At 52.7% G+C, this 17,885-nt stretch carries 16 protein-coding genes, 1 tRNA gene and 2 pseudogenes; 14 read left to right on the forward strand and 5 right to left on the reverse strand.

What is annotated here, in order from left to right; translation table 11 throughout:
• Positions 1-6 precede the first annotated feature (6 nt).
• From nqrE to dinB, 4 genes are all read left to right on the forward strand, one after another.
• Positions 7-603 carry an NADH:ubiquinone reductase (Na(+)-transporting) subunit E gene (gene nqrE / locus MUA00_RS04225; RefSeq protein ID WP_271121750.1) on the forward strand — a complete coding sequence of 199 codons (597 nt, stop codon included), beginning with the start codon at positions 7-9 and terminating at the stop codon, positions 601-603.
• 12 nt (positions 604-615) lie between these two features.
• Positions 616-1,839: an NADH:ubiquinone reductase (Na(+)-transporting) subunit F gene (nqrF, locus tag MUA00_RS04230; RefSeq protein WP_271121751.1), complete on the forward strand. Its 1,224-nt coding sequence runs from the start codon at positions 616-618 to the stop codon at positions 1,837-1,839.
• 11 nt (positions 1,840-1,850) lie between these two features.
• Complete coding sequence (gene nqrM / locus MUA00_RS04235) at positions 1,851-2,066, forward strand: (Na+)-NQR maturation NqrM (RefSeq protein ID WP_271121752.1); 216 nt, start codon at positions 1,851-1,853, stop codon at positions 2,064-2,066.
• 157 nt (positions 2,067-2,223) lie between these two features.
• Positions 2,224-3,279, forward strand: a complete 1,056-nt coding sequence (dinB, locus tag MUA00_RS04240) for a DNA polymerase IV (RefSeq protein ID WP_271121832.1) — start codon at positions 2,224-2,226, stop codon at positions 3,277-3,279.
• Between the two features lie 193 nt (positions 3,280-3,472).
• Here dinB and pepD read toward each other — a convergent pair whose 3' ends face one another.
• Positions 3,473-4,933: a beta-Ala-His dipeptidase gene (gene pepD, locus MUA00_RS04245; protein WP_271121753.1), complete on the reverse strand. Its 1,461-nt coding sequence runs from the start codon at positions 4,931-4,933 to the stop codon at positions 3,473-3,475.
• Between the two features lie 265 nt (positions 4,934-5,198).
• Here pepD and gpt point away from each other — a divergent pair, with 265 nt between their 5' ends.
• The 3 genes from gpt (at position 5,199) to crl (ending at position 7,478) form a co-directional block, all read left to right on the forward strand.
• Positions 5,199-5,657: a xanthine phosphoribosyltransferase gene (gene gpt, locus MUA00_RS04250; protein WP_167611768.1), complete on the forward strand. Its 459-nt coding sequence runs from the start codon at positions 5,199-5,201 to the stop codon at positions 5,655-5,657.
• Between the two features lie 114 nt (positions 5,658-5,771).
• Positions 5,772-7,019 carry an esterase FrsA gene (frsA, locus tag MUA00_RS04255; RefSeq protein WP_271121754.1) on the forward strand — a complete coding sequence of 416 codons (1,248 nt, stop codon included), beginning with the start codon at positions 5,772-5,774 and terminating at the stop codon, positions 7,017-7,019.
• Positions 7,020-7,076: 57 nt separating this feature from the next.
• Positions 7,077-7,478 (forward strand): sigma factor-binding protein Crl, encoded by a 402-nt coding sequence (gene crl / locus MUA00_RS04260; protein ID WP_271121755.1) that lies wholly within the window; start codon positions 7,077-7,079, stop codon positions 7,476-7,478.
• Between the two features lie 56 nt (positions 7,479-7,534).
• Here the strand turns inward: crl and phoE are convergent, their stop codons facing one another.
• A complete protein-coding gene (gene phoE, locus MUA00_RS04265) occupies positions 7,535-8,587 on the reverse strand; it encodes a phosphoporin PhoE (protein ID WP_271121756.1) in 1,053 nt (350 codons plus the stop codon).
• 291 nt (positions 8,588-8,878) lie between these two features.
• On the opposite strand from phoE, the gene proB reads away from it, so the two are divergent.
• Together proB and proA are read left to right on the forward strand one after the other, a co-directional pair.
• The gene (proB, locus tag MUA00_RS04270; RefSeq protein WP_271121757.1) at positions 8,879-9,982 is read left to right on the forward strand and encodes a glutamate 5-kinase; all 1,104 of its coding nucleotides are present in this window, start codon (positions 8,879-8,881) and stop codon (positions 9,980-9,982) included.
• Between the two features lie 10 nt (positions 9,983-9,992).
• Positions 9,993-11,246 carry a glutamate-5-semialdehyde dehydrogenase gene (proA, locus tag MUA00_RS04275; protein ID WP_271121758.1) on the forward strand — a complete coding sequence of 418 codons (1,254 nt, stop codon included), beginning with the start codon at positions 9,993-9,995 and terminating at the stop codon, positions 11,244-11,246.
• Positions 11,247-11,329: 83 nt separating this feature from the next.
• Here proA and MUA00_RS04280 read toward each other — a convergent pair whose 3' ends face one another.
• The gene (locus tag MUA00_RS04280) at positions 11,330-12,118 is read right to left on the reverse strand and encodes a DeoR family transcriptional regulator (protein ID WP_271121759.1); all 789 of its coding nucleotides are present in this window, start codon (positions 12,116-12,118) and stop codon (positions 11,330-11,332) included.
• Between the two features lie 324 nt (positions 12,119-12,442).
• Here MUA00_RS04280 and rbsK point away from each other — a divergent pair, with 324 nt between their 5' ends.
• The 4 genes from rbsK to MUA00_RS04300 all read left to right on the forward strand — a co-directional run bounded on the left by rbsK (position 12,443) and on the right by MUA00_RS04300 (position 15,993).
• Positions 12,443-13,363, forward strand: coding sequence for a ribokinase (gene rbsK, locus MUA00_RS04285; protein WP_271121760.1), 921 nt, complete (start codon positions 12,443-12,445; stop codon positions 13,361-13,363).
• A gap of 28 nt (positions 13,364-13,391) precedes the next feature.
• Positions 13,392-14,708, forward strand: a complete 1,317-nt coding sequence (gene fucP / locus MUA00_RS04290; RefSeq protein ID WP_271121761.1) for an L-fucose:H+ symporter permease — start codon at positions 13,392-13,394, stop codon at positions 14,706-14,708.
• Between the two features lie 11 nt (positions 14,709-14,719).
• Positions 14,720-15,733, forward strand: a complete 1,014-nt coding sequence (locus MUA00_RS04295; protein WP_271121762.1) for an aldose 1-epimerase family protein — start codon at positions 14,720-14,722, stop codon at positions 15,731-15,733.
• A 184-nt stretch (positions 15,734-15,917) separates the two neighbouring features.
• A tRNA-Thr gene (locus MUA00_RS04300) sits at positions 15,918-15,993 on the forward strand.
• 14 nt (positions 15,994-16,007) lie between these two features.
• On the opposite strand, the pseudogene MUA00_RS04305 reads toward MUA00_RS04300, so the two are convergent.
• Positions 16,008-16,279: pseudogene (locus MUA00_RS04305) on the reverse strand (tyrosine-type recombinase/integrase); the annotation flags it as partial.
• Between the two features lie 5 nt (positions 16,280-16,284).
• Here MUA00_RS04305 and MUA00_RS04310 point away from each other — a divergent pair.
• Positions 16,285-16,493, forward strand: a pseudogene (locus MUA00_RS04310) (integrase); the annotation flags it as partial.
• Between the two features lie 28 nt (positions 16,494-16,521).
• Here the strand turns inward: MUA00_RS04310 and MUA00_RS04315 are convergent.
• Positions 16,522-17,883 carry a hypothetical protein gene (locus tag MUA00_RS04315; RefSeq protein WP_271125619.1) on the reverse strand — a complete coding sequence of 454 codons (1,362 nt, stop codon included), beginning with the start codon at positions 17,881-17,883 and terminating at the stop codon, positions 16,522-16,524.
• Positions 17,884-17,885 lie beyond the last annotated feature (2 nt).

Genomic DNA, 17,885 nt, shown 5'->3' on the forward strand with positions numbered 1-17,885 from the left:
CAGACGATGGAACATATGATTAGTCTGTTTGTGCGAGCGGTGTTTGTTGAAAACATGGCGCTCGCCTTCTTCCTCGGCATGTGTACTTTCCTTGCCGTGTCGAAGAAAGTCTCCACGGCATTTGGTCTGGGCGTGGCCGTTACGGTCGTCCTCGGGATTTCAGTTCCGGCCAACAACCTGGTTTATAACCTGGTATTGCGCGACGGCGCGCTGGTGGAAGGGGTGGATCTTAGCTTCCTGAACTTCATCACCTTCATTGGCGTAATCGCCGCCCTGGTGCAAATCCTGGAAATGATCCTCGATCGTTTCTTCCCGGCGCTCTACAACGCGCTGGGCATCTTCCTGCCCTTGATTACCGTTAACTGCGCCATTTTTGGCGGCGTGTCGTTTATGGTGCAGCGCGACTACGGCTTTGGTGAATCCATCGTCTATGGTTTCGGCTCCGGCATGGGCTGGATGCTGGCGATTGTCGCTATGGCCGGTATTCGCGAGAAGATGAAATACGCCAACGTGCCCGCAGGACTGCGCGGCTTAGGGATTACCTTTATCACCACCGGTTTGATGGCGCTGGGCTTCATGTCCTTCTCCGGTGTGCAGCTATAAGGGCGGAAAGTTATGGAAATTATTCTTGGCGTGGTGATGTTCACGCTGATCGTTCTGGCGCTGGCGCTGTTGATTTTGTTTGCTAAATCAAAACTGGTGAACTCCGGTGACGTGCTGATTGAAGTCAACAACGACGCGGACAAACGGTTCCACGCGCCAGCCGGCGATAAGCTGCTTAACACGCTCTCAAGCCAGGGGATCTTTATCTCCTCGGCCTGTGGCGGCGGTGGTTCATGCGGACAATGTCGCGTAAAAATTAAAGAGGGCGGCGGAGATATTCTGCCTACCGAGCTTTCGCACATAACCAAACGCGAAGCCAAAGAAGGCTGTCGTCTTGCCTGCCAGGTGGCGGTTAAGCAGGACATGAAAATTGAGTTGCCCGAAGAAATCTTCGGCGTCAAAAAATGGGAATGCGAAGTTATTTCTAACGATAACAAAGCGACGTTCATCAAAGAGCTGAAGCTGCGTATTCCGGACGGCGACGTGGTGCCGTTCCGCGCGGGCGGCTACATTCAAATCGAATCGCCGCCGCATCAGATCAACTATGCAGATTTTGACGTGCCGGAGGAGTATCGCGGCGACTGGAATAAATTCAACCTGTTCCGTTTCCAGTCCGTGGTGAAAGAGCCATGCGTGCGCGCTTATTCGATGGCGAACTACCCGGAAGAAGAGGGCATTATCATGCTCAACGTCCGTATCGCCACGCCGCCGCCGAACGTGCCGGATGCGCCGCCGGGCATCATGTCCTCTTATATCTGGTCGCTGAAAGCGGGTGATAAGGTGACGATTTCCGGGCCGTTTGGCGAGTTCTTTGCCAAAGATACCGATGCTGAAATGGTATTTATCGGCGGCGGCGCGGGCATGGCGCCGATGCGCTCACATATTTTCGACCAGCTCAAACGCCTGCAAAGCAAACGCAAAATCAGCTTCTGGTACGGCGCGCGCTCGTTGCGTGAAATGTTCTATGAAGATGAATTTGAGCAACTGGCGCGTGAAAACCCTAACTTTACCTTCAACGTGGCGCTTTCCGATCCGCAGCCGGAAGATAACTGGACAGGCTATACGGGCTTTATCCATAACGTGTTGCTGGAAAACTACCTGCGCAACCACCCGGCGCCGGAAGATTGCGAGTTCTATATGTGTGGGCCGCCAATGATGAACGCGGCGGTGATTAAAATGCTCAAAGACCTGGGCGTGGAGGATGAAAACATCATGCTCGATGACTTCGGCGGCTGACGGGAGCGCTTATGTTGACCATGTTTATCGCCACCTTTGCCATTTTTTTGCTGGTTATTTTTGGCATGTCGCTGGGTTTTATCGTGAAGCGCAAATCTATTCAGGGTAGCTGCGGTGGAATAGCGGCACTGGGAATGGAAAAGGTGTGTAATTGTCCGGAACCCTGCGATGAGCGTAAAAAGCGTATGGCGAGGGAAGAGAAAATGCAGAAGTCACGCATTCTATGACGGGTAGCGGTGGATGGCGCTGGCGCTTATCCACCCTACAAAACGCTCATCCCATCATGATCGTGTAGGCCGGGTAAGCAAAGCGCCGCCCGACGAATTGCCACAACCTGACTTTCAACTGTATACTTATCCAGTTAAATAACTGAGCCAGATGAGTATGCGTAAAATCATTCATGTCGATATGGACTGCTTCTTTGCCGCCGTTGAGATGCGTGATAATCCAGCCCTGCGCGATATTCCGCTGGCGATTGGCGGCAGCGCGCAACGGCGCGGCGTGATCAGCACCGCGAATTACCCGGCGCGTAAATATGGCGTACACAGCGCTATGTCCACGGCGATGGCGCTGAAGCTTTGTCCGCATCTCACGTTATTGCCCGGTCGTTTCGACGCTTATAAAGAAGCCTCTAACCATATCCGGGAAATTTTCTCGCGCTACACCTCTTTAATTGAACCGCTTTCTCTGGATGAAGCCTATCTGGATGTCTCCGACAGCCCGCACTGCCACGGCTCCGCTACGCTTATGGCGCGTGAAATTCGCCAGGCGATTTCCGATGAGCTAAATCTCACGGCCTCGGCAGGGATTGCTCCGGTTAAGTTTCTCGCCAAAATCGCCTCCGATCTCAACAAGCCAAACGGGCAGTACGTGATCACGCCAGATACCGTGCCAGCCTTTCTGGAAACCCTGCCGCTGAGCAAAATCCCCGGCGTTGGCAAAGTGACCGCAGGGAAGTTAGAAAGCCTTGGCTTACACACCTGCGCTGACGTGCAGAAAACCGATTTGGCCTCTCTATTAAAACGTTTTGGAAAGTTTGGTCGCGTGATCTGGGAGCGCAGCCAGGGCATAGACGAACGCCGGATCAGCAACGATCGGCAGCGGAAATCCGTCGGCGTTGAAAAAACGCTGGCGGAAGATATTCACGAATGGGAAGCGTGCGAGGCCATCATTGATCAGTTGTATGAAGAGCTGGAACGCCGGTTAAAAAAGGTGAAGCCCGATTTATTGATAGCTCGTCAGGGCGTCAAACTTAAGTTCAGCGACTTCCAGCAAACGACTCAGGAGCACGTCTGGCCTCAGCTAAATAAAGCTGATTTGATAGCCACAGCCCATAAAACGTGGAATGAAAGACGGGAAGGGCGAGGCGTACGGTTGGTGGGGTTACATGTAACGCTGCTGGACCCGCAGTTGGAGCGGCAGCTTTTGTTAGGTTTGTGAAGGGAGGAGTTTTTGGTGGATAGCGCATTCGCTTATCCACCCTACAACACCGAACCCGTAGGTTGGGTAAGCGCAGCGCCACCCGACAGTTTCGGTGGATAGCGCATTCACTTATCCACCCTACAACACCGAATCCGTAGGTCGGGTAAGCGCAGCGCCACCCGACAATTTCAGCGGACGGCGCAAACGCTTATTACTCCTTCGCAGGAATCGCTTTTAGCAGCTCGGTCAGCAGAGTCCAGTACTGGCCTACGCTTTCGATATGCACTTGCTCATCCGGGGAATGAGGACCGGTGATGGTTGGCCCGATAGAAACCATGTCCATATCCGGATATGGTTTTTTGAACAGACCACATTCCAGACCCGCGTGGATAACCATGATGTTCGGCGTCTTGTTGAATAGCTTCTGGTAGGTTTCACGCACAAGGCCCATTACCGGAGAGTTGGCATCCGGCTGCCAGCCAGGATAGCTGCCTTTGGCAACGGTTTGCGCGCCAGCAAGCTGGCCCAGCGCTTCCAGCATGCCGACCACGTAATCTTTACCGGTATCGATAAGAGAACGGATCAGGCAGATGATTTCAGCGCTGTCTTCGCTCAGGGTAACTACGCCCACGTTCAGCGAGGTTTCCACCACGCCTTTTACCGCGTCAGAATTACGGATTACGCCGTTTGGGGTGGCGTTCAGCAGCTTAATAAACGTATCGCGGCTGTTTGCGGTCAGCGCCGCCTGGCTTGTGCTGGCGGCTTCAACCAGTACGGTAGTGTTTTTCTCAACCGCGCCCAGTTCGTTTTTCAGGATTGCCAGGAATTTGTCCGCAAGCTCTTTTAGAAGCGCGGCTTTATCAGCGGGAACCGCCAGAATGGCCGAACCTTCACGTGGGATAGCGTTGCGCAGCGTCCCGCCGTTAAGGTCGATAAGACGCGCGTCCAGCTCTGCCGCGTGGGCGAACAGGAAACGAGCCAGAAGTTTGTTGGCGTTACCTAAACCAAGGTGAATTTCGGCGCCGGAGTGGCCGCCTTTCAAGCCCTTGATGGTCAGCTTGTAGGTTTCGAAACCGGCCGGAACCGCTTCGCGTTGTACAGGCAGCGTGGTGATAAAATCAATCCCGCCCGCGCAGCCCATATAGATCTCGCCTTCTTCTTCGGAGTCGGTGTTGATCAGAATATCAGCCTGTAGCCAGCCTGCCTGCAGACCAAACGCGCCGTCCATTCCGGCTTCTTCGGTCATGGTCAGCAAGACTTCCAGCGGGCCGTGGGCCACGTTTTCGTCAGCCAGTACCGCCAGTGCAGAGGCCATACCGATGCCGTTATCCGCACCAAGCGTAGTGCCGCGAGCTTTTACCCACTCGCCGTCAATATAAGGCTGAATAGGATCTTTGGTGAAGTCATGCACGGTATCGTTGTTTTTCTGCGGCACCATATCAAGGTGCGCCTGCAGCACGACCGGTTTGCGGTTTTCCATGCCTGCGGTGGCAGGTTTGCGAATCAGGATATTACCGACCTGGTCGCGTTCTACATGTAGCCCTTTTTCTTTTGCCCAGGACAGGATGTGTTCCGCCAGTTGCTCTTCATGATAAGAAGGGTGCGGAATAGAACAGATTTTGGCAAAAATATCCCACAGCGGCTGCGGAGATAATTGAGACAATTCAGACACGTTAGGTCTCCTTGACATCGACTCGGCGAAGAATTTTTTGGCACACAGGCCGTTGATTGGCCTGTTTGATATACACCACAAGCGGGGCTTGCGCGATGGTCTGAGAATACCACTAACTCTCAAGGCATGACGACCCAATCCACTTAAAAACCACCGGCGCGCACCCGCAGCACTGGTTTTTAGTGCGTCAGATCTCTATAATCTCGCGCAACCAAAACCCCTTTGAATATTTTTAAGCCGTTAATAATAGGCCGGGACACTTCACATGAGCGAAAAATACGTCGTCACCTGGGACATGTTGCAGATTCACGCCCGCAAACTGGCAAGCCGCCTGCTGCCTGCTGAACAGTGGAAAGGCATCATCGCCGTTAGCCGTGGTGGTCTGGTTCCGGGCGCGCTGCTGGCGCGTGAACTGGGTATTCGTCATGTTGATACCGTTTGTATCTCCAGCTATGACCATGATAATCAGCGCGAGCTGAACGTCATTAAGCGTGCTGAAGGCGACGGTGAAGGCTTTATCGTTATTGACGATCTGGTTGATACCGGCGGTACCGCGGTTGCTATCCGCGAAATGTATCCGAAAGCGCATTTCGTCACTATCTTTGCCAAGCCGGCAGGCCAGCCGCTGGTAGACGATTATGTTATTGATATCCCACAGAACACATGGATTGAGCAGCCGTGGGATATGGGCGTAGTATTCGTACCGCCGTTGGCTGGTCGTTAATACCCCTATATAATTTGCATTCATTTACGCCCGGCACCGCCGGGCGTTTGTGTTATTTGGCAGCCGACAGAGTACAATACTGCGTTCCTGACGTTTCATGGAGGCAGAAAAACGATGTCACAGGCCAACCTTAGTGAAGTTCTGTTTAAACCCCGATTTAAACATCCGGAGACATCGACGTTAATTCGTCGCTCTCAGCACCACGCTGCCCCCAATATTCAATCCGCGCTGGACGGAAAAACCGCCCTTCACTGGTATCGCATGGTCAACCGACTGATGTGGGTCTGGCGCGGCGTCGATCCGCGAGAAATCCTTGATGTGCAGGCGCGCATTGCCTGCTGTAAAGAAGAACGCACGGACGATGAGCTGTACGACACGGTTGTCGGTTATCGCGGAGGAAACTGGATCTATGAATGGTCGAAGCAGGCAATGATCTGGCAGCAAAAAGCCAACCAGGAAAACGATGAGGGGACGAAGGGTAAATACTGGCTCCAGGCGGCGAATCTCTACAGCATTGCGGCGTATCCGCATCTGAAAGGGGATGTGTTGGCCGAACAGGCGCAGGTACTTGCTAACCGAGCTTTTGAAGAAGCCGCGCCGCGTCTTTCCGGAAATCTGCGCGAACTCGAATTTACTATTAATGGCAGTGGCTCGATTACCGGCTTCCTGCATATGCCAAAAGGCGCGGAAGGGCCGTTCCCGACGGTGCTGATGTGCGGCGGCCTGGATGCTCTGCAAAGCGACTATTACACCCTGTTTGAAAAATACCTCGCGCCGCAGGGCATCGCGATGCTGACCATCGATATGCCGTCGGTGGGCTACTCTTCGAAATGGAAGCTAACCCAGGATTCCAGCCTGTTGCACCAGCATGTATTGAAAGCCCTGCCGAACATTCCCTGGGTCGATCACACGCGCGTTGCCGCGTTTGGTTTCCGCTTTGGCGCAAACGTTGCGGTTCGCCTCGCTTACCTTGAAGCGCCGCGCCTTAAAGCCGTCGCCTGTCTCGGCCCGGTGGTGCATAACCTGCTGAGCGATCCGGTGCGCCAGGCGCAGGTACCGGAAATGTATATTGACGTCCTCGCAAGCCGGCTTGGTATGAACGATGCCTCAGAAAGCGCGCTGAGCGCGGAGCTTAATCGCTACTCGCTAAAGACGCAGGGACTGCTGGGCCGCCGCTGCCCAACGCCAATGCTGTCAGGCTTCTGGGCCAACGATCCCTTTAGCCCGGAGGAGGAGTCGCGGTTAATCACATCGTCCTCGGCGGATGGCAAACTTCTGTCGATCCCGTTCAACCCGGTGTATAAAAATTTTGACAATGCTTTGCAAGAAATCACCGGCTGGATCAAACAAAGATTACGTTAAAAATTTGCTAAATTTTATCGGTTTGGTAAAACAGTGGCTTCACAACAGGAGATCGCAATGACGTTACCGAGTGGACACCCGAAAGGTAGACTGATCAAAAAATTTGCCGCCCTTGGCCCTTATATCCGGGAAGAGCAGTGCGAAGACAACCGTTTCTTCTTCGACTGCCTGGCAGTGTGCGTCAACGTGAAACCTGCGCCAGAGATACGCGAATTCTGGGGCTGGTGGATGGAACTGGAAGCGCAGGAAAAGCAATTTACCTACACCTATCACTTTGGTCTGTTCGATAAAGACGGCAAATGGACCGCGACGGCCTCTAAAGATAAAGAAGTAGAAGACCGACTGGAACAAACGTTACGCGGATTCCATGAGCGCTTGCGTGACCTGTTAAAAACCTTAAATATGGGTTTAGTGCCTGCCAAAGATTTTGCAGATAAGCCAGTAAAACTTTCCGCATAAATTTAAAAAGCCCTTCGTTAAAAAGAAGGGCTTTTTGTTATTACAGCTTTAATCAATCAGAACTGATAAACCAAACCTAACGCAACAATGTCGTCGTTATTAATGCCCAGTGGATTATCGTCATCCAGTTGGTTAATTTTGTAATCGACGAATGCCGACATATTTTTATTAAAGTAGTAGGTTGCGCCGACATCAATATATTTCACCAGGTCCGCATCGCCAATACCTTCAATTTCTTTTCCTTTCTGCTGCACATAAGCCAGTGACGGACGCAGACCGAAATCAAACTGATATTGCACGACGGCCTCAAAACTTTGCGTTTTGTTGGCAAAACCGCCGGAAACAGGCGTCATATTCCGCGTTTCAGAATACATGGATGCAACGTAAAGATTATTTGCATCGTATTTCACACCGGTGGCCCAGGAGTCAGCTTTATCGCCTGTACCACGGGCCTGCAACTGCTGCGCATCAGTACGGTCAGAGGTGGTATACGCGCCGCCGACCTGGAAATCGCTGCCGCCGAAGTCATACGTCAACGCCGTACCGAAGCCGTCGCCGTTCTGTTTGGATACTTCGCGGCTTTCGTTTTTCCCTTGATATTGCAGGGTCATGTTCAGGCCATCCACCGCGCCGAAGAAGTCGGTGCTGCGGAACGTCGCCAGACCAGATGCGCGCTTGGTCATGAAGTTATCGGTTCTGGCGGAAGAGTCGCCGCCAAATTCCGGGAACATATCGGTCCAGGCTTCTACGTCATATAACGCGCCAAGGCTGCGGCCGTAATCAAAAGAACCGAAATTGGCATATTTAATACCGGCGAAAGCGTAACGTGTTTTTGTAGTGGAATTGCTTTCGTCTTTATTACCTGCGAATTCAGCTTCCCACTGACCGTAGCCGGTCAATTGATCGTTAATCTGCGTTTCGCCTTTAAAACCGAAACGCACATAGGTCTGGTCGCCATCTTTACTGGCGTCGTCGCTGATGTAATGCATCGCTTTGACTTTGCCGTAAAGATTAAGCTTGTTGCCGTCTTTATTATAAATTTCCGCCGCCTGAGTAGAGGCTGAAGCAACAATGCCCATTACCATTAATGCCAGAGTCGTCTTTTTCATTTTTCATCCCAATGTGTGTACGCGCTAAATTTAATCGGGCGATATCCCGTTAAAAAACGCAGAGAGTTTTATCGTTTGGAGATGAAAGATTTATGACAAGTTAAGATAAAGTTTAAATAAAGGTAATAAAGTTTTGATGTCACGAAATTGTCAAATTTTACCGTTACGCTTAATGATCTGCTTCGGGAAGTTGTCGCTTTTCCCTCTGAGCCTGTTGGCAAGCCGTGCCAGTCCTGTTACAACGTCATCTGGCCTTTAATTTTTCTAATTTCGTTGAAACGGCAGAGAATCATGAGTGACAGCCAGACGCTGGTGGTAAAACTTGGCACCAGCGTATTAACCGGTGGCTCACGCCGCCTGAACCGCGCCCATATCGTTGAACTCGTGCGCCAGTGCGCGCAACTGCACGCAAACGGGCATCGCATTGTTATTGTTACCTCCGGGGCGATTGCCGCAGGGCGTGAGCATCTGGGCTACCCCGAACTTCCGGCAACCATCGCTTCTAAACAGTTGCTTGCAGCCGTAGGCCAAAGCCGTTTGATTCAGCTTTGGGAACAGCTCTTTTCTATTTATGGCATTCACGTTGGGCAAATGCTGCTGACCCGCGCCGATATGGAAGACCGCGAACGCTTCCTGAACGCGCGTGATACGCTCAGAGCGCTGCTTGATAACAACATCGTGCCGGTAATTAATGAAAACGATGCGGTGGCAACCGCAGAAATCAAAGTCGGCGATAACGATAACCTTTCCGCGCTGGCCGCGATTCTGGCCGGAGCGGACAAACTGTTGCTGCTGACGGATCAGCAAGGGCTGTATACCGCCGACCCGCGCAACAACCCGGCGGCGGAACTTATTAAAGAAGTCCACGGCATCGACGATGCGTTACGTGCGGTTGCGGGCGACAGCGTATCTGGCCTGGGCACCGGCGGCATGGGCACCAAACTGCAGGCCGCAGACGTTGCCTGCCGCGCAGGTATCGATGTGATTATTGCGGCCGGCAGCAAACCCGGCGTAATCGGCGATGTGATGGCCGGTACGCCGGTCGGCACGCGTTTTCATGCGCAGCTCTCTCCGCTGGAAAACCGCAAGCGCTGGATCTTCGGCGCACCGCCGGCAGGAGAAATTACCGTTGACGATGGCGCCTTGTCCGCCATTCTCGAACGCGGCAGCTCGCTGCTGCCAAAAGGCATTAAAAGCGTGAGCGGCAACTTCTCCCGTGGTGAAGTCATCCGCATTCGCAGCCTTGAAGGGCGCGACGTGGCCCACGGCGTAAGCCGCTATAACAGCGATGCGTTGCGCCGTATCGCAGGCCATCATTCACAGCAGATCGACACCATTCTTGGCTATGAATACGGCCCGGTCGCGGTGCATCGTGACGACATGATTGTTAACTAAGGAGCTGGCAATGCTGGAACAAATGGGCAAAGACGCCAAAGCGGCTTCTTACAAAATGGCGTTGCTCTCAAGCCAGGAGAAAAACCGCGTGCTGCAACGCATTGCGGATTATCTGGAAGAGCAGGCCGAAGAAATTCTCATCGCCAACGAGCAGGACGTACTGGAAGCTCGCCGCAACGGCCTGAGCGAAGCGATGCTTGACCGCCTGCAGCTTACGCCCGCGCGCCTGAAAGGCATCGCCGACGACGTGCGTCAGGTGTGCAATCTTGCCGATCCGGTAGGGCAGGTAATTGACGGCGGCCTGTTGGACAGCGGCCTGCGCCTTGAGCGCCGTCGCGTGCCGCTGGGCGTGATTGGCGTGATCTACGAAGCGCGTCCTAACGTAACGGTAGACGTTGCCTCTTTGTGCCTGAAAACCGGCAACGCGGCTATTCTGCGCGGCGGCAAAGAGACGTGGCGCACCAACGCGGCAACCGTAAAAGTCATTCAGCAGGCGCTCGTCGAATGCGGCTTGCCTGCCGCTGTGGTACAGGCTATTGAAAGCCCGGATCGCGCGCTGGTTAACGAACTGCTGAAGATGGATCGCTACGTGGACATGCTGATCCCACGCGGCGGCGCAGGGCTGCACAAACTCTGCCGCGAACAGTCAACTATTCCGGTTATCACCGGCGGGATTGGCGTTTGCCATATCGTTGTAGACGACACGGCGGAAATCGAACCGGCGCTGAAAATCATCGTCAACGCCAAAACCCAGCGCCCAAGCACCTGTAATACGGTGGAAACGCTGCTGGTTCATCAGGGCATCGCACAGACCTTCCTGCCTGCGCTCAGCAAGCAGATGGCGGAATCTGGCGTGATGCTGCACGCGGACGAAAAATCTCTGCCGCAGTTGCAAAACGGTCCGGCAGAGGTTGTGCCGGTAAAAGCGGAAGAGTACGACGACGAATGGCTTTCGCTGCATCTGAACGTGAAAGTGGTGGCGGATCTGGATGAAGCCATTGGCCACATTCGCGAGCACGGCACGCAGCATTCCGATGCGATTTTGACCCGCACGCTACGCAACGCGAACCGTTTTGTGAACGAAGTGGATTCCTCGGCGGTGTATGTAAATGCCTCAACGCGCTTTACCGACGGCGCTCAGTTCGGCCTCGGAGCAGAAGTGGCGGTGAGCACGCAAAAACTCCACGCCCGCGGCCCGATGGGCCTGGAAGCGCTAACCACCTACAAATGGATTGGTTTCGGCGACGACACTATTCGTGCGTGATTGATAAGTAATAAAAAGGCGGATGTCCGGCTGGGCCTGGCATCCGCTTTTCGTTATTTGCGGTGTGCTTGCGGAGCCTGTCGTTATTCGCTCTCTGAATCAGGGGTGATGACCTTAACGAATCCGTTCCGGCAGTGGGCGGCATAATCTGTCGGTAACGGACGATCGCTAATCAACACGTCAAACGCAGAAAGCGGGCCAATACTGGCGGGGGCGACCTCATCAAACAGCGCGTGGCGCGTCAGCAGGATTTTACGCAATCCACGCTCCATAGCTTTGCGTTTGATGGCAAGATCGTCCGGATTAAACCAGCTCACGCCAAAGTGCTCATGCACGCCGCTTGCGGAAATAAAAACTTTCCGCGGATTGAGCGAATCCAGCGCCGACGGGTTGTTGGCATCATAAAACGCATCGCTTTTTGCCCGATAGGTCCCGCCGCACAGAACAGCGGTGGCGTTGGGCTTTTCATTCAGCGCCAAAAACACCCGATGCGAGTAACAGATGCCGGTAAAGGTGATGTCATCCGGGATCATGCTGATGACCAGCGGCATTTCCGGCCCGTTATCAAAAAACACCAGATCGTTTTCACTCACCAGGCCTGCCGTTAGAATCGCCACGGGCAAGTCATCCCGGTGGTGGATCTTTTCGCCTGATACCGTTGCGGCGGTTGGTGAGGAAGCCGGTTTATTTACCATCACGATGTAGCCGCCCAACAGGGTAAGCGGCAGCGGTTCATCATCCTGGCTGAGGTCCCGGCGAATGGTCATCACAGAGACTTCCAGCATGCGGGCGGCCTCTTTGAGATGGATCCGATCGGTCTTCTTCAGTAGCTCCATCAGACGTCGGATACGTTCTTTTTGCTTGGTCTCCATTCACCTTCTCCGCAATTCATGTTGCGTATGTTCCTGAAGTAACATTTTTTTCTCAGGGAACACAATATCGTTGCATTACTATACTGCCGGACATGGAGAATTAAAAGCACGATCATTCGCGTTTTTAAGATGATAATCACTTTAAATTCATAATATTGTGACGGGATTTATGTTTTATTTGCCGATCGGAAAGCGCATGTCTGATGATTATGTAAGTGATGAAATGATCCTTTAATCGCGATCCTAGTCACAAATGGTATTTAAATAACATGATAATGTTACTTTAATATCATTGTTGTGTGATTGTTTCTGAGAGGTAGTAAAATGGATATCGCGGTTATCGGCTCTAATATGGTTGATCTCATCACCTACACCAACCAGATGCCCAAAGAAGGGGAGACCCTGGAAGCGCCGGCCTTTAAGATCGGCTGCGGCGGTAAAGGCGCGAACCAGGCCGTGGCGGCCGCCAAGCTTAATTCGAAAGTGCTGATGCTGACAAAGGTCGGGGACGATATTTTTGCGGATAATACCATTCGTAATCTCGAATCCTGGGGCATCAATACCACTTATGTGGAAAAAGTGCCCTGTACCAGCAGCGGCGTGGCGCCAATATTTGTTAATGCTAACTCCAGTAATAGCATCCTGATTATTAAAGGGGCGAATAAATTTCTTTCCCCGGAAGATATCGATCGCGCGGCAGACGATTTAAAAAAATGTCGGCTTATCGTCCTGCAACTGGAAGTTCAGCTTGAGACGGTTTATCACGCCATTGAGTTTGGCAATAAGCACGGTATTGAAGTGTTATTAAATCCGGCGCCTGCCTTACGCGAATTTGATATGTCCTATGCCTGTAAATGTGATTTCTTTGTGCCTAACGAAACCGAGCTTGAAATATTAACCGGTATGCCAGTTGATAATTACGAAAGTATTCGTGCCGCCGCCCGCAGCCTGGTCGATAAGGGTCTGAATAATATTATCGTGACGATGGGCGAAAAAGGGGCGCTGTGGATGACGCGCGACCAGGAAATACACGTTCCGGCGTTTAAAGTGAATGCAGTTGATACCAGTGGTGCAGGCGACGCCTTTATTGGTTGCTTTACCCATTATTATGTCCAGAGCGGCAGCGTTGAAGCCGCCATGAAAAAAGCAGCCCTCTTCGCGGCTTTTAGCGTCACGGGGAAAGGCACGCAATCATCTTATCCGAGCATTGAACAATTTAACGAGTTTCTGGCGTTAAACGAATAATCACCCCTGCACTGTAAAAGGTAGCACTATGAACGATAAAAAAATAATTCAGATGCCCGATGGGTATCTGAATAAAACCCCTCTGTTCCAGTTTATTTTGTTATCCTGTTTATTCCCGTTATGGGGATGCGCAGCCGCATTAAATGATATTCTGATTACACAATTTAAAAGTGTATTTTCACTCAGTAATTTCGCCTCGGCATTAGTACAGAGCGCGTTTTACGGCGGTTATTTTTTAATAGCGATTCCGGCATCCCTTGTTATTAAGAAAACCAGTTATAAAGTGGCGATATTAACCGGCCTGACGCTGTATATCGTCGGCTGTACGCTCTTTTTCCCGGCGTCGCACATGGCAACCTACACCATGTTCCTCGCGGCTATTTTCGCCATTGCCATTGGCCTGAGTTTCCTGGAAACGGCGGCGAACACCTACAGTTCGATGATTGGCCCGAAAGCGTACGCCACGTTACGCCTGAATATCAGCCAGACGTTTTATCCGATTGGTGCCGCTTCCGGCATTCTGCTGGGTAAATATCTGGTCTTCTCCGAAGGCGAGAGCCTGCAAAAACAGATGGCGGGCATGAACGCTGAGCAGATCCATAATTTCAAAGTGCTGATGCTGGAAAATACGCTTGAACCCTACAAGTACATGATTATGGTGCTGGTGGTGGTCATGGTACTGTTCCTGCTGACCCGCTTCCCGACCTGTAAAGTGGCGCAAAAGACGAGCCATAAACGCCCGTCAGCCATGGATACGCTGCGCTATCTGGCGACCAACGCCCGCTTCCGTCGCGGTATTGTGGCGCAATTCCTCTACGTCGGCATGCAGGTGGCGGTCTGGTCGTTCACCATCCGTCTGGCGCTGGAGATGGGCGACATCAACGAACGCGATGCCTCAAACTTTATGGTCTACAGTTTTGCCTGCTTCTTCATCGGCAAGTTTATCGCCAACATTTTGATGACGCGTTTCAACCCGGAAAAAGTCCTGATTCTTTATTCCATCATTGGCGCGCTGCTGCTGGCTTATGTGGCGCTGGCGCCAAGCTTTAGCGCGGTATACGTCGCGGTGCTGGTGAGCGTGCTGTTTGGGCCATGCTGGGCAACTATTTATGCCGGAACGCTGGACACGGTGGATAACGAACATACCGAGATGGCGGGAGCGGTGATTGTAATGGCGATTGTCGGCGCGGCGGTTGTCCCGGCGATTCAGGGCTACGTAGCGGATATGTTCCACTCGCTGCAGCTTTCGTTCCTGGTCTCCATGCTGTGCTTTATCTACGTCGGCGTTTACTTCTGGCGTGAAAGCAAAGTGCGCGGCGACGTGTCCGAAGCCATCGCATCCTGAGAGGAATAATCATGACAACACGTATCGCCTTATGGCGGGAACTCTTTGGCGAACAACCGCGTATCCTGCTGGAAAATAATGATTTTACGGTAACGGCGTTCCGCTATGCCAGCGGCGTGGAAGCGCTACGGGTACAAAACAGCCGCGGCCATCTGGTCATTCTGCCCTGGATGGGGCAGATGATTTGGGACGCCTGTTTTGACGGCCACGATCTGACCATGCGCAATATGTTCAGCCAGCCGAAACCCGCAGCGGAAGTGGTGGCGACCTACGGCTGCTTTGCCTTCCACTCTGGCCTGCTGGCGAATGGCTGCCCGTCGCCGGAGGATAGCCATCCGCTGCACGGAGAGATGGCCTGCGCCGCAATAGATGAGGCCTGGCTGGAGCTGGAGGACGACGGCCTGCGCGTCACCGGGCGCTACGAATATGTGATGGGATTCGGCCACCACTACCAGGCGCAGCCTGCGGTGGTGATGCGCAAAGCCAGCGCGCTGTTTGACATCCAGATGGCGGTCACCAACCTGGCTTCTGTGGCGATGCCGCTGCAGTACATGTGCCACATGAACTATGCGTATGTGCCGGACGCCACCTTCAGCCAGAACATTCCGGATGAGGCGCTGAAGCTGCGCGAGTCGGTTCCGGCGCATGTGAAGCCCACCGAAAAATGGCTGGCGTTTAACCAGCGGGTCCTGCAAGGGGAAGTCTCGCTGACGACGCTTAACGAGCCCGGTTTTTACGATCCGGAAATCGTCTTCTTTGCGGACAAGCTTGATGCCTGGACGGACAAACCTGAATTCAGCATGGTCGCGCCGGATGGCACTACTTTCGTCACCCGGTTCGCAAGTGCGGAGCTGAACTACGTCACCCGCTGGATCCTGTATAACGGCGATCAGCAGGTTGCCACGTTTGCGCTACCCGCGACTTGCCGACCAGAAGGTTTCCTCGCCGCGCAGCGTAATGGCTCGTTGATTGAGGTAGAACCGCAGCAAACGCGTACCTTTACCGTCACCACCGGTATCGCCTGAAGCAAGCGGGTGCCTGGCACCCGCTTTTCGCATAACGGCCAGCACATTGAAGGCGTGCATTTTGTGCGGCTTTTGCCGCAAGTCGGTCTAAAAACAGGCAACTAAACAAAGCAGCGGTTGACGAGCCAGGCCGATTTTCTTACCCTTTTACACCGCAGTTACGTCCGTAACTGTTTCCTGAAAAGCCGATATAGCTCAGTTGGTAGAGCAGCGCATTCGTAATGCGAAGGTCGTAGGTTCGACTCCTATTATCGGCACCATTTAATTTAATTAATTACCTCACTTTCAAGTAAACCACATTCTCCTCTTGCGCCATATTTGTGATATTCCGGTTCAGAATCGTATCAATTTTGCCCGCGTGCTCTGTAAGCGGTTCGGCTGACAAATGCGCATAGCGTTGGACCCTCTCAAGCATCCCCATCCACCCATTTCTTTTAGCGCCAGCACAGAAACACTCGATTGCACCAACCAGCTTGCCCATATGTGCCGAAGGTCATGGAAACGGAAGTTAGTTATACCAGCGCGTTTAAGCGCACCTTTCCATGCAGGAGAAGGTAACAGGGCATGGCTTCCGCCACACAATGAGTACGAACTTGCATGAGGAAGGATTCAACACAGCATGGATTGAGACGCCGCTTACACATCTTGATAAGAATGCGATTCGTGGGATTTACAGCCGTGCGCAGTATTGAAGGGGAGAAAGAAAATGATGCAGTGGTATGCAGCTTATATCGGTAGAATTGACAGCCTGAGCTCATGAATGCCTGATCCCACGTCTCCCTTTTTCCTCAGGCATTAGCATGCAAGATTTCTAACTGCTTAATGATAGCCGTGGCGACGAATTCAGCAGCGCCACGGGCGAACGGCGAGCTTCTGGCTTCATAAGTGAACCGGTCATAACTTTGTGCATCCGGCATATATTTAGCTGAGCCATTCACCATGGTTGAAACAAAAGTATGCTGGAATGGTGAATGTTCCCGGATGTACGTAGCGGTTATGGCTGAAAGTTCGGGCTGTAATCCAATCCAGATGATGTTTCCCATTTGCATCAGTGTCACCGGTACCTTGATATTTCCCGCAGGTTGATAGCGGAAAGTTGTCACTGGCCCCTTCGGCGCATTTTCGGGAGAGAAATTGAGAGCCGGAACGGGTATCTGATCGCGGACCATCTGTAATCTGGTGGGTGTTGAAGTGGTGATGGTATCCAGCACTTTCATTACTTCACGACCAAGGCGGGTAGCTAGCTGGTGCAACAATTCAAATGCATCCACATGATTACTGATGCGTGACGCGCTTCCGTTGTCATTCACTACAGTTTGCATGGCTTGAAAGATCGGCGCCTGATCGCCTGCGGCGCCTACCAGGAATAATGCCACCATATCGGCAGCGGCATGTTCCTCTATATAACGTGCCGTCGAGCCAGCCAGATCGGCAGAAATTTTTTTACCCTCTGACGTTGGCTGAAAATCCTCAGTGACGGAAGATTGTACGGCATAGTTAAACAGGACCGCCAGCGGTTGGCCTTGCTGATTATCAATCCGGACAACGCCCACAAAAGGATCGGCAAATCCATCGGCATTTATCCCCAGCCACCACCCTTTTTCTCCTGGCTGGTCGCGACTGATATTCACCTGACAGGATCCTGAACCAAAGCCGATGCGAGCCGGTTGTAAGTGGTCTGTCGCCTGCGTCACGGCAGTTAACAGAGCGTTTTTAAAGCGGTTGAGCATGTCCTGATTCTGAACTTTACTCGTGCCTGGCGGAATATGTGCTGACGGGAAAACATGCGGAGCAGAGAAGGTATGGCTGGCACAGACCAGAATATTTTCTACCGGAGCGTGAGTCTTCTCCTGAATGAGCACTTTCATGTCATCGATCATTTCATCAGACAGGGAGGTCAGTTCAACCACTACGAAGCAGAATCGGGTCCGGGCATGCTCCAGCAACAGTGCACGCACCCCGAGCAGGTCATGCTGGCCGGAAAAACCATCCACCGGCCAGTTCATACCCTCGAAGGTCACCCATGCTTTTCCTGCTCCGGCTCTGAATGAAGGCTCAACGTTGCCCTCCGCGCTATAGCTAAGCTGGGTGAGAAACGCCGTCGCCGCAGCTCCCAGCGCGGTCAATAAGAATGCCCGTCGTGTCTGCATAT

Source organism: Dryocola boscaweniae, assembly GCF_025215095.1.
Taxonomy (GTDB): Bacteria; Pseudomonadota; Gammaproteobacteria; order Enterobacterales; family Enterobacteriaceae; genus Dryocola; species Dryocola boscaweniae.